A 13,093-nucleotide genomic window follows, 5' to 3' on the forward strand; every position below is an offset into this window, starting at 1 on the left:
TTGTAGGGTCGCCGCTTGTCGGCGCCCAGGCGGGCGTCGCAAGCGACGCCCCTACACCGATCGATCGGAGGACTGCGCGGATTACTGCGTCCGCGCGAGCGCGAGCAGGAGATCGCCGCGCGGTGCTTCGGCAGAATCCTTGATGTCCTTCGCGATCGTGCCGGCGAGTTGACCGGCCAGCTCGCGGGCCGCGGCGTCGTCGAGCTTGGCGGCGGTGAGCGCGAGGAGCATCGCCGGTTCGGCCGAAGGCGGATCGCCGGCGGAAGACACGGGTGAATACACGCGCGCCCAGGCGCCGGGCGTGTCGGCAGAAACCACGAAGTAGCGGTGGGTGGCGGCGTCCCAGAAGCGCTCGTTCGCGATCCGGAGCAGGTCGAGTGCGGTCTTTTCGGCGGCATCGTCGCTGGTGGTGTGAGCGAAGGTGCGGAGGCCTTCGATCACGAGCGCGTAGTCGGAAGGCGCGGCGGACACCGTGCGGCCGGCGAGTCGCAGCAGTGAGCCGTCCTTGGCGCGCAAGTGATCACGGATGAAAGCGGCCTCGTCCTTCGCCGCCCGGGCCAGCCCGGCATCCTTCAACTCGGCGCCGGCGCGCGCGAGCGCGGTGAGCATCAGCCCATGCGAGCCGCTGGGCGAACCATCGTCGCGTTCGGCGGCGGCGCGGCGATGGCGCCCCTGCCGCAGCTTGTCGGCGGCGGCGAGCGTCGCGGGCTCCGGTCCGCTGGCCGGCAGCGGAACCGCGCGATATAGGATGTTGCGCCCCTTCGTCGCGACGCCGGGGAACGCGTCCTCGGGAATGTTGCCCGCCGCGGTCGCGCCGTGCAGCCGCATGAACTCCTCGGCCGGCGCGTCGCCGAGCAGGTCACGCAATTCGTCCGCCGACCACGTGTAGGCCATCGTTGCGGCTTCCGCCGTGGCATCTTCCGCGCCGGCGAAATCGCCATTGGGCAACCGCAATCGTTCGAGTGCGTAGGTGAGCGCACCCTGGGCAGCCGCAGCGTAGCGCGCGTCGCCGGTCGCAGCGCTCGCGTCGAGCAGCGCGAGCGCCATCCGCGGCTGGTCGCTGAGGAGCTTCTGGAAATACGGCTGCTTCCATTCGGCATCGACGGCATAGCGGAAGAAACCGCCGTCGAGCGGATCGCGGACGGCGCTGTTGATCAGCGCCTGCATGGTCTTCAGCGCCATCTCGCGCGTCGCTTCGGTGCGCAGCAGCCAGCGGAGCAACTCGGGCTCGATCTGCTTCGGGGTTTCACCGAAACCGCCGTGCGCCGCATCGAACCGGTCGCGCCACAGCGTGGCGGCTTCCGTGAGCAGCCGGCTCGTCTCTTCCGCAGTCGGAGCTGCGGTAGCGGCGGCCGGCTGCGCGTCCTTCAGCGTCGCGAGCGCTTCATCGGCCTTGCGCCGCTGCGCTGCGGGATCGGCCTTCCACGCGGCGGCGACGCGCTTGTTCGCGGTGATGAATCCTTCCTTGCCCCATTCCTCGGTGGGCGGGAGGTAGTTGGCGCCTTCGAACGGCTTGAGCTCCGGCGTGAGCCAAAGGTTCATCGGCGGACCGCTCAGTTGTTTCACGTTCTGCAGGTAATGCTGGCAGAGCGCTGCGACGTCGGGGCGCTCCTTCGCATCGACGTAGACGGAAACGAAATTCTCGTTCAGCAGCGCGGCGGCGTCGGCGTTGGCGAACGATTGCCGCGCCATCGCGCGGGTGAGTTCGCTGGTGAACATGCCGACCGTGACGAAGACCGGCTTGTCTTCTTTCTTGGCGCGTTCGAACGCCGCGTCGCCCCACGAGTGCCACTGCACGGGACTGTCGGCCTGTCTGCGCACGAGTGCGGAAGGGGCGTCAGCCAAGGCGTTCCCGGCTGCGAAGGCGGGTGGCAAGAGTGCGAGAACGAGCAGGGCGGCAGGAACAGGGGTCTTCATGCAGCGGGGATCGATATCACCGGACGGGTGATCTGCAAGGCCAGGCCGTGGGTGAGCGTGGCACGGGCGTTCCGGCCCGGGACGGCACGCCGCGGGCGATGCGTGGCGCAGGATCTGCAACTGACACGGGCGAGACGCCCGTGTCACGATAGCCGGGAAATTTCATGAACAGGAGTGAAGCTCAGTCCGAAATTTCCCTCCGCCTGCGGCGGAGCGGCCTTGTCGCGGCTACCCCCGACAGAGTCAGCCCGGAGGGCGGATATTTCATGAATTTCATGAAATATCCGGGCTAGCACGCGGAGGCGGCCGAGGGCGGCCGCGCTTCCACGCAAACGTCGTCGTCAAAACGTGAACGTCGTGCTCGCGTACGCGAAGTCGGTGTCGGTGCTCGGGCCGCTCTGGCTGATGGCATCGCCGGTGAAGAAATGGCCGTAACCGACTTCGAGCACGAGGTGCCGGGCGACATTCCAGGTCACCACGAGATCGGCCTCGGTACCAATGTCGGATGAGCGAAACGTGCCGCCGGCGCGAACCACGCCGCCGCCCCCATTGTAGATCGCGTCCTTGGTCGAATCGACCCAGAACCGGTGCAGCTGAAAGGCGAGGCTCAGCTTGGGCACCGGTTTCCACGTCGCCCCGCCGCTGAGGTCCATGATGTTCTGCCGGCCGATCACGTCGATGGCGCCGAAATAGGCGTGTCCGAGCGGATAGAGCTGGTTAAAGGTTTCCACGTCGCCGCCCGGTTCGTCATCGCCGCTGGCCCAGTCAAACCCGGCCCAGAGCCGCAGGGATTTGTCGGCGGTGACGTTGTAGCCGGCGATGCTCGCCAACGACCAGGCGGCCACGTCGCCGCTGCCGGTGCTGCCGAGTTGATAGCTGACTTCGATCTCGTAGTCGGCGCGCGGCGACAGCGGGGCCCAGCGACGAGCGCCCAGCGTGACGCGTTCGTCCGAACCGCGGGTGCCGTTGAACGTGCGGGGAGCGTCCCAATCGTTGTGCAGGGCATACAACTCGATGCCGTCGGCCGGGCCCTTGAACAAATGCCGGGCGTAGATGCCGCCCAACAACTCGTCGGTGTCGGCTTCGCCGAGCCCGTTGCGGACCACCGGGACGAACGCCGATTCGAAGGCGGTGACGGTCCAGCCATGCGCGGTGATGATGGCCTGGAGTCCATCCCACGTGCGAAGCGCATTGGCCCAGGGCAAGGCGCTCACGAGCCGCTGTCCGCCGAAGGACAGCCCGAAGCGGCCCGGACGGAGGACGATCGAGGCGTTGTTCTCGAGGTTGATCTTGAAATCGAAGAACAACTGCTGGAGCTCGAACTCATCGCGGTCGACCAGCCGGACACCGCCGGGCAGTTGGCGGCTCGAGGAGAGTGCACTTTTCACCTCGCCAAACAACCGCACGGTCGGGCTGAACCGCAGATCGGCGTGCGCGCGAAGCCGGGTGAGTTCGAACGTGTCGTCGGTCGACGCATTCCGGGGCGCGCCGAAATTGAAGCCTTGCCAATCCTCGATGCGAAAGCGCGCATCGCCGCCGAAACTCGCCCACGCGCCGGTGCCGGCACCGAGCGGGTGATATTTGATGGGATCGAAGAAATCCTGGCCGCGATCAGGCACCTTGGTCAGCACGGACCAGTCCTCGAGCCAGCGCAGGAAGGCATACGCGGGCCGAGCGGGCGGCGGCGGTGGTTTCGGGCCCTCGGCGGCGGGAAGAACCGCGGGCAGCAGCAGGGCGGCGAGGCCGGCGAGGAGTTTTAGGGAGTGAGGTGGGTGGGTGCGGGACATATGGTGTGTGGGTCGAAAGTGGAGGGGGAGCGGGTCTTGTGCCGCAGGCTGCGCGCATCGCGGCGATGACACAGCCGATGCGCCTCGCGGCAGATGGGGCGGCGAGTCCTCTCGCCGCCGCGATCGCCGGAGGAACTCCCGGCGCGGAGCGGAATCCGCGCCCTACCACGCCGAGATCAGGAGGCGTTTGCGCGAAACCGTGAGCGTGTTGAGGACAACGCGCTCCGCCGGGGGGGGCGCGTCAGTTGCGCGCGGTGGTGGCTGCGACGGTGGCAGCGGGCCTGGGGGAGCCGGCAGATTTCGGCGTGAAAAGCAGCACGGGACCTTCGCAGCGCGTCACGACGAGCGCGGGCGTGTGCGCCTGGCCGAGCGAAACCACTGCGGCGCCCCGGGCATCGCCACTGACGACGAACCCTGAATCGGCGGCCGCGAGCGCGGCGAAGCTGCCTTTGCCGTCGCCCTTCAGCAGCACGCCGAGGCTGCCATCGAACCGGCCAGTGGTCGGCTCGGGCCCGAAGTTGTTGCCGACGCAGGCGAGATCGGTGACACCATCGCCGTCGAAATCGCGCGCGACGATCGCGTTGATCGGCGCGAGCTGGGCCAGGCGCGGCAGCGGGTGGAATACGAACGTGCCGTTCGGCTGTTGCCGGAACACGCCGCTCGCGAGTTCGGTCGCCTGCAGCCGTTGTACGGCAGCGAGCCGATCGGCCGGGAAAATGTCGGCAACCGACGCGGCGCCGTAGGCCTTGAACGTGGGGAATTTCTTCGCCAACCCGGGGAAGACATAGGCGAGTTTGCTGCGGCCGCGCACCGGATAAAGTTTCCCGCCCTCGTAGTGCGCCTCCACGAGCTGTTCGCGGCCGCTGCCATCAAAATCGCCGGCGAAGAGCACAGCCGGTTCGTCGGAAGAAGCGTGATACTTCGTGTTCAGTCCGGCATTGCCCGCGACGATGTCCAGCCGGCCGTCGCGGTCGACGTCGGTCACGGTAACGGCGCTCCACCAGCCGGTGTGCTTGGCGAGCCCGAGTTGGTCGGTGGCGTTCTCGAAGCCGTGTTCGGTGTTACGGAACACCGCGATCGGGCCCCATTCGAGCGCGACGATCAGGTCCGCCCGACGATCTCCATCGAGATCGGCCCAGGTGGCCGCGGTGACGAGCCCGAGCGTGCGCAGGCCGGGCGCGAGTTGGTCGGTGACGTCGAGCAACCGGCCGTCGACATTGCGATAGAGGAAGCTGCGCGCAACCGCCGGGTAACGGCCTGGCACGGTCCGGCTGCCGGCGAAGACGTCCGCCTTGCCATCGCCATCAAAGTCGCTGACGGCGATCGCGCTGGTGCTTTCGCCGTCCTCCGGCAGCGTGCCGGCAGGCGCGAGCGTGAAGCCGCCGCGGCCGTCGTTGAGGTAGAGACGATCGTTCAGCAGTGCATCGCCTTGCGGGCGCTCCACGCCGCCGGAGCCGACGAGCAGGTCGGGATGACCGTCGCTGTTGACGTCGAGGAACACGGGCGAGACGTCGTTGGCCTCGAGCGCGTCGCCCCACGGCTGCGACGGCGCGGGCGTGAATGTGCCGTCGGCGCGGGCGAGGAAGAGCCGTGCGGCCTGTCCTGAGGACGCGGAGACGAAGACGTCCTCAAGCTGGTCGCCGTTGACGTCGGCCACGGCGACGTTGGCGCCGACGCCGTTCAAGCGGCGGGGCAGGAGTCGCTGCCGGGAAAACTCGTCGAACGGCCGCTGCGTGACGACCTGGTCCAGCCCGCGAGTCGCCGCGGATTCGGCCAAGAGCGCATGCGCGCGCCCGGGGAGATTGACGACCGCGGGAGCGAGTTTGGCGTCGGGCGCCAGCGCCGGTTCGGCGATCGTCAGCAGCTGATCGGCAGGCAGATTTTCCAGCACCTGCTCCTGTCCGCGGGGCCAGCGAATCGTGAGCCGGCGGATGGTGGTGGCGTCGCCGAGACCGAAATGCACGTCCGCTGGTTCGCTCGCGACGATGCCGCGTTCGGTGTATACCTGGCGCATCTGGACGCCCGCAGCGGTTTCGATTCGAAGCTCGGCGCCCACGCCGGTGCGGTTGGGCGCGCGACCGGCGAGCCGGATGACCGCGCGATGGCTGCTGGTGCTGTTGTTGCGAACAACCGTCGGAGGCGCGTCGTAGTTGGAAAGCACGATGTCCAGATCGCCGTCGCCATCCAGATCGGCGATGGCCGTGCCGAAGCTGACGCCGTGGTGATCGAGGCCCCATTGTGCGGAGACGTCGGAGAAGGCGAGGTCGCCGAGGTTGCGGAACGCGAGCGTGGTCTCGCGACGCGGCTCGGCGTTCTTCCATACCGCGGCGCGTGCGGCGAGGGTGCGGGCGACGTTTTGTTTGTCGACCAGATCCGCGTCGATGAAGTTGCGGATCATGCCCGTGCCGTAGAACGCGTCGACGCGGCCATCGTTGTCCAAATCAGCGAAGCGCGGGCTGAAGGTCCAGCCGGTGGCTTCCATGCCGGTGAGGTGCGCCACCTCGGCGAAGCGATCGGTGCCGGAGTTCAGGTAGACGGCGTTCCACATATACTGAGGAATCAGCTCGGTGACGCGCTCCATCTCCCACAACCCACGGCCGATCTCCTCCATCCCGGCGACGAACTCGCCGTGCGTACGGTCGCGCATGTCGGCGACCATGAAGTCGACGAGGCCGTCGTTGTTGATGTCGTTCGCATCGGCGCCCATCGAGAAATACGTGACGTGCGGCAGCCGCTCATCGACGACGTCGACGAACGTGCCGTCGCCCTTGTTCAGATAAAACCGGTCGGGCGTCTCGAAATCGTTCGCGACGTAGAGGTCGGGCCAGCCATCCTGATTCGCGTCGAACCAGATCGCGGCGTGCCCCTGCGTCAGTCCCCAGATGCCGGCCTTTTGGGAGACGTCGGTGAACTTGCCGGCGCCGTTGTTGTTGAAGAGATAGTCGCGGCGGCCCTGGGGACTCTTGGAGAAATCGAGGATGTTCGTGATCAGGTAGCAATCGAGGTCGCCATCGCGATCGTAGTCGGCGAACGCGGCGTGGACCGAGGCGTCCTTCACGTCGAGGCCGTAGTCATGCGCGCGCTCGGTGAACGTGCCGTCGCCGTTGTTGATGAAAAGCGCGTTCGGCGCGTCGAAGCGGCAGATATACAGATCCATCCAGCCGTCCTGGTTGATGTCGACGGCGGTGGCGCCGGTCTTGTTGGCCGGTTCCGCGCACGCAACGCCGGCTTGCGCCGCGATGTCGATGAACTTCAGCGGCTCGGTCTGGCGGTAAAGCGCGCACGGGCCGTTTTTGGAAGTCGCGAAGATATCGAGCCGGCCATCGTGATCGAAATCAGCGATGACCACGCCGGTCTCCACGGCGCCGAGCGTGAGTTCACGGAAGCGGTCGCCCCACATGCGGGGGTCGTTAAAGACGTTCGGGACGGTGAGATTCGTGTCGGCGGCCTCGAGCGCATCGAAGCGTTTGCCGCTGGTGGGTGCGGGCGCCGGGGGTTGCAGCGGGGTGGCGGTGAAGGCCGGCTCGGCATTTGCGAGCATGACGAGCCCGGAAAGAGCCGCGGCGGTGAGGAAAGGCTTCAACATGACGGTGAGGGGAAGGGGACGGTAGGGTGGTGTGCTCGCGGGGGCGAGAGGGGATTGCGAACGGACCAAGCGGGGGCTTCGGTCGGAGATCATGCCGACGATGGGGGGGCGTCGGATGGCGGGGGCGTGAAGAAGCGAGAGCCCGATGAGAACATCGGGCTCCACTTTTCAGTTCAGTTGCTGGCGTGCATGGCGCCGGAGCGCGGCTGCAGCGAATTTTCCATGACCCAATCGGCGACCTTGATGCCGCATTTCTGGCCTTCGACGTTGTCGGCCATGACATGGAAGCCACCGTAGAGCCGGCTCATGCCGATCTCGTCGCGGCACTCGGAGAGTCGCTTGAACGTGCGCACCGCGCCCGGCAGCCCGTCCGAAGTGGTGGTGAACTCGATTTCGTCGGTGCCGAAGAACCGCTCGAGCACGCGGGCGGCCGCGGCGGAGAACGTGCTGTGACCGGAGACGTAGGACGGGAACGACGGTGACATCATCAGCGGAATGAACTCAGGCTGCGGCTTCCAGTGTGCGTTGCGCGCGGTCTCGAGTTCGCGAATGGCGGTCTCGGGCCGCCAAGTGGAGTAAAAGAATTTCGTATCCCACGAGGAGATGCAGGCGTCCGCTTCAGCGATGTTGAGCAACGCGAACAGCCGCGCGGTTTCGGGCACCGAGAGTTTGTAGCGACGCGCGAGATCGGCGGCGATGATGTTCCAGTGGCCGGGCGGCGTGCAGGTGCCGAGGTCATCGGACCAGAAAGCGACGCTGAGCGTCTGATACTCGGTGCGCTCGGCGTTGTCGCGGGCGCCGATCTTGACGATTTCGGCCAGCTCCTTCGCGCACTGCTCGGAGTCGAGGGCCGGTGGCGGTGGAGCGCGGAATTGCGACGGCGAAGTCATGGCGAACGGCGTGACCTTGGCCCAATGCGGCAGCGTGGCGGGGCGGAAGCCGGGCGGCGTCTCGCGCCACTTGCCGGCGTCCTGGCTGCTGTAAGGGCCGGGGATTGGCTTGTCGAAGCCGCACGAGGCGCGCTTCGCGAGCACGGCTTCCGCGACGTGCTTGCCCCACGCGATGCCGGCGGTTTTGCCGGGACCGTCGGGAATCTTGGCCACGGTCTCCTCGTAGACGCGGTGGTGATTGCGCGGATTCGTCGACTGGCCCCAGCAAGCCAGCAGCACGGTGTGAGCGGCGCTGGCGATCGCGGCGTCCATGTCGGCGCCGGCGGGGGCGACCTCGTCGACCAGCCACGGCTGGTGCGTGCGGGTGATGCCGTTCACCGCATCGAAGATCGCGATATGATACGTCGCGATGAACAGCGAGATCGGCGGCGGCGGGAGCCGGCTGAGCCGGGTGGTGTTAAGCACGTGCTCGTTCCAATCGAGCACGGCGTTGTTGGCGGAGGCGGACGACTGGAGGAGCAGACCAGCCGCAGCGACAACTGCAGCGAAGCGGAGAGATCGCATGGGGGGGGGGTGGTGTGTGGTTTGCCGGCGGGAAGCCGGCAGCTAAATCGCCGCGGAGGATGCGGCTCAGTATCGAGGTGGAAATCTTATTGGGGTGAGTAGCTGAGTTTCTGGGGTGAAATGCGCCGGCACCGCGGCAACGGATGAGCGGGAGCGGCGGGCCGGGGCAGGAGTCGGAACGGGATGAGCTGACGCGACGAGGGCGTCGCGCCCCCAGCCGATCCGCAGTTCGCAGGGCGAGGCCCTGCAGGAAGGCGTCAGTCAGGGGCTGGCCGCCGCGATAATGTCCAACAGCTCGATCTCGAAGATGAGCGGGGCGCCGGCCGGCACCCCGGCGGGCCACTCGGCGGTGCCGAACGAAAGCGCGGGCGGAAGCACGACGAAGATTTTCCCGCCGAGCGCCAGCATTTGAACCGCCTCAGCAAGTCCCGGCAGCAACGCGGCGACCTCCACGCGCGTGCCCTGGCCCGAGAGGGCCGGCAAGGCAGTGGTGCCATCCGGACCTTTGGCCGCGATGTTGATCACAACGGTGTCCACGGCGCGCGGTCGTGGCCCGGCGCCAGCCTGATCCATTCGGTAGAGAACACCGCTCGCACTTTCCTGCAGGGTGAGCTCGTGTTTGAGCGAGCGCAGATAGCTCGCCAGCGGATCCGCGGCGGGTGCTGGACGCGGTGCACCGGAAGCTGCGACGTGGTGACCGATTTCGTCGAGCAACTCGCGGGCGCGTTCGTCCAGCGGCAACGCGCGACCGGCGTAGGCGGCGCGGAAACCGTCAAGGAAGGCCTCGAACTGAGCCTCGCTCCAGTGCAGCGCGGGAATGTTCAGGTTCGTGGCGACGGCGGACCCGACGGCGCCATAGGCACGCAGTGCGGGATCGGCGGTTGCGGTGGAGGGCTCGACTGGCTCGGTGGCCAGGGCCGAAGCGGCGCAACCGACGAGCAGGAGCAGCGCACGATGACGCCGGCGACAACCGGCGCACGTCGGAGCAGAGACGGCAATAGCTTCTGGTGACATCGGGCGGTTCAGCGGCTGGTCGCGAAATGCGGTGTGGGCACCGGCGGTGCCGACGCATGCTGGTGCGACGGATGATCCGGGCTCGGATCCGTGGGGAGGCGGAACGAGCGGACCTCGACCGCAATCGCGGCAGCGGCGTCTTCGCGAACGAGGTAGGATCGGTCGAGCGCGAGATTTTCCAGCCGCTGGATTTGGCCAGTCGCAGGCCAGAAGATCTCGACGCGCAGAATACGGGACGCGTCGCCGAGCCCGATGTGCTGCTGCAGCGGCGACGCGCCGAAGCTGCCGCCACTGCCGACCGCGCGGTGGATCTCGCGTTCGCCGGCCGGAGTCGCGACGACGACCTTGATCCGCGTGCCGAGGGCGAGCCGGTTCGAGCGCACGCCCTCGAGCGTGAGCGTGAGCCAGTGTCCTCCGAGTCCCGGGTTGGCGAAGAGCTGATTGCGGTAGTTGTCGGCGTTCACCGCGCCGCCGACGACGGAATAGATGTCCTCGTCGCCGTCATTGTCGATGTCGCCAAAGGCGATGCCGTGCCCCTTCTGCAGCTGACCGAAACCGCCGCTGGCCGTCACATCCTGAAAACCGCGGCCACCGTCGTTGCGAAACATCCGGTTGGGCAGCAGCGTGGCGAAATCCGGATCGCCGGTGCCGACGTAGAAATCGAGCCAGCCGTCGTTGTCGAGATCACCGAAGTTGCAGCCCATCGTGTGGAGCACCTGATGGAGTCCCTGTTCGCGCGTGACGTCGGCGAACGTGCCGTCGCGGCGGTTGCGATAGAGGCGCGCGTATTCGCCGGGGTGAGGCAGTCCTAGATAATCCGCTGCGATGTCGCCGACGTCCTGAATCGCGTAGCCGGTGACCATGAGGTCGAGCCAGCCGTCGTTGTCGTAGTCCCAGAACCAGCAGGAGAAGCTCCCGTACGGCTCGGTCACGCCGGCTTCGCGCGCCATGTCGGTGAACCGCCAGGTGCCGCGCGGGCAGGCGGCATCGGCGGGACCGTCGTTGCGCAGGAGCAGATTCGCGCCATCGCGGCGCGAAAGATAAAGGTCCGGCCGGCCGTCGTTGTTGTAGTCGCCGGTAACGACGCCTTTCACGTAACCGACCGCAGCGACGCCGTTGGCGGCGGCGCACTCCGTGAACGTGCCGTCGCCGTTGCTGCGAAAGAGTTCGCACGGATGCACGTCGTCCGGCGCGGACTCGTTGCCGATGAATAGGTCGAGGTGGCCGTCGCCGTCGAAGTCGAACCAGGCGGCGGTTTGGGTGGGGTGAAAGCTCAGCAGCCCGGCCTCTGCGGTGACGTCGGTGAACGTGCCGTTGCCGTTGTTCCGCAGGAGCGAGTTGGGGTAGTGGCCGAGCTGCCGGAGCCAGGCTCCGCGCAGAACAAGCACGTCGACGAAACCGTCGTTGTTGTAGTCGGCCTGGATGAGATTGAGCCCACCTGTCTCTCCCGTGAGGCCGGCGGCGGCCGTGCGCTCGGTGAACGTGCCGTTGCCGTTGTTCCGAAACGTGCGGAGCTGGCTGTACGGACCCCAGGCCGAAACCATCAAATCGAGAAAGCCGTCGCGGTCGAAGTCGTCCATGATCACGCCACCGGCGAGATCGTCGACGTCGATTCCGAGCCGACCGGCGACGTCGGGAAACCGCGGCAGGTCGCGCGCAGAGGCGAAGTGCTGCGGGTCGATCCGCCATTGGGCGGGGACGCCGTCGGGATATTCGCCGAGCGTCATGTGGGCGATATTGAGCAGCCAGCGGGCGCGCAGGTCGCCGGGGTAACGCGTCAGCAGCGTGGTCAGCGCGTCCACCGCGCCGCGCGAGCCGCGGGTCAGCGGATGCACGCCGCCGCCGCGAATCGGAAAGAGGCACGAGTCGGCGTTGTGGTTCAAGAGGCAGTTCTCCTGTTCACCGAGGCGAAGATAAGCGAGCGCGCGGATCGTGTGCAGCGTGGTGAACTGCACGGGCGTCATGGTGTGGCCCTCGGCGGTCAGCAGTTGTTCGAGCGTCGCGAGCGCGGCCAGCGCGGGCTCGGGTTCCCCGGCGCGCAGGAGATCGTGCGCGTAGGTCGGCAGGAACTTGATGCGCTCAGCGGAATCCGAGGTGCGCTCGATGATCTGCCGGAGCGCTTCGGCGCGACGGGGATATTCGTATGGGCTCTCGGGTGAAATCGACGCTTCCGCGATTTCGCGCAGGCGAGCCGCCATGCGTTGGGTGCTGGCCGGCTGCTCAGTCAGATCCGCCGGCGCGGAAGTCAGCGTGGACGACGGTGCGCAGAACTCCGGGTTCGCCGGTGGCGCGGCCAGCGCGGTCGTGAGGCTGGAGCACAAGAGCGCGCAGACGAGCGCAGGCGCCGACGCGTGCGCGCGCCAGCGGCGGCCGGACGAATCGGCCGCGCGGGGGTGGGGGAAAGGGAACACTGCGCGCAAACCGCTAGCGCCGGGCGTCGCGCCGGAAACGCTTTTGGGCTGAGGCGCTGAAAAACGAGGGCCGCGCGCGATAAACTCAGGGCAACGGCGATGGGCGTCACCGCGCTTCGGTCAGAGCTCTTTCGAGCTCGTTGCGACGGTATCGGCTGAGGGGGAGTCGGGTGCCGTTCAGCAAGACCACCACGTATTCGCCGTAGTTCGCCGACTCGAGTTCCTTGATTTGATCGGAGCGGACCACCGCCGAGCGACTGATCCGGGCGAAGTTCGCAGCGCCCAGCCGTTGTTCGACTGAGCCGAGGGATTCGCGCAGCATGAGCCGCGGCGCATCCGTGAGGTGGAGCACGCAGTAGTTGTTGGCGGCCTCGATCCAGACGACCTCCCGGGGCTTGACGAAAACAATCCGGCCGTCGACGCGCACCGCGATCCGTTCGGGCACCCGCGGCTGGACCTGGGCCAGGATGCTCTCCAGCCGCGTTTCCACCTCGCGCGCTTGGCGCGATTGGAGCAGCTCGAGCGCGCGCTCGACCGCTTGGTGCAGTCGTTCCTCGTCGAAGGGTTTGAGCAGATAGTCGACCGCGCGGGCGGCGAACGCTTCGACGGCGAAGCGCTCATGCGCGGTCACGAAGATGATCGCCGGGCGCGCGGTGGCCGGCAGCTGATTTGCCACGTCGAGTCCGCTGCAGCCCGGCATCTGCACATCGAGAAAAACGATATCCGGCCGTTCGCGTTCAATGGTGGCCAGCGCGTCCGGTCCGTCGCCACATTCGCCGGCCAGTTCCACAGTGTTCTGACGCTGGAGCAGCCGCTGCAGGCGCTCGCGCGCGAGCGGCTCGTCATCGACGATCAATGCACGTGGCTTGGTCATGGAATTTCTTCCGCGGGGGCGGGAAATGTGCCGCCACGCTGCCGCGCCGC

At 67.3% G+C, this 13,093-nt stretch carries 7 protein-coding genes; all 7 read right to left on the reverse strand.

All coding sequences use genetic code 11. The features are described 5' to 3' along the window. Positions 1–81: 81 nt before the first annotated feature. Positions 82–1,917, reverse strand: coding sequence for a thioredoxin domain-containing protein (locus tag OTER_RS11755; protein WP_012375141.1), 1,836 nt, complete (start codon positions 1,915–1,917; stop codon positions 82–84). A gap of 341 nt (positions 1,918–2,258) precedes the next feature. Then, the gene (locus tag OTER_RS11760) at positions 2,259–3,704 is read right to left on the reverse strand and encodes an alginate export family protein (RefSeq protein WP_012375142.1); all 1,446 of its coding nucleotides are present in this window, start codon (positions 3,702–3,704) and stop codon (positions 2,259–2,261) included. Between the two features lie 241 nt (positions 3,705–3,945). Beyond that, entirely contained in the window at positions 3,946–7,290 is a 3,345-nt protein-coding gene (locus tag OTER_RS11765; RefSeq protein WP_012375143.1) for a VCBS repeat-containing protein, read from the reverse strand. A gap of 173 nt (positions 7,291–7,463) precedes the next feature. Next, the gene (locus OTER_RS11770) at positions 7,464–8,744 is read right to left on the reverse strand and encodes a vanadium-dependent haloperoxidase (protein WP_012375144.1); all 1,281 of its coding nucleotides are present in this window, start codon (positions 8,742–8,744) and stop codon (positions 7,464–7,466) included. A 261-nt stretch (positions 8,745–9,005) separates the two neighbouring features. Next, positions 9,006–9,758: an FKBP-type peptidyl-prolyl cis-trans isomerase gene (locus OTER_RS11775; RefSeq protein WP_012375145.1), complete on the reverse strand. Its 753-nt coding sequence runs from the start codon at positions 9,756–9,758 to the stop codon at positions 9,006–9,008. Between the two features lie 8 nt (positions 9,759–9,766). Beyond that, positions 9,767–12,079 (reverse strand): CRTAC1 family protein, encoded by a 2,313-nt coding sequence (locus OTER_RS11780; protein ID WP_148218099.1) that lies wholly within the window; start codon positions 12,077–12,079, stop codon positions 9,767–9,769. Positions 12,080–12,275: 196 nt separating this feature from the next. Then, positions 12,276–13,043, reverse strand: coding sequence for a LytR/AlgR family response regulator transcription factor (locus OTER_RS11790; protein WP_012375147.1), 768 nt, complete (start codon positions 13,041–13,043; stop codon positions 12,276–12,278). Positions 13,044–13,093 lie beyond the last annotated feature (50 nt).

This window comes from Opitutus terrae PB90-1 (assembly GCF_000019965.1).
GTDB classification, from domain to species: Bacteria; Verrucomicrobiota; Verrucomicrobiia; order Opitutales; family Opitutaceae; genus Opitutus; species Opitutus terrae.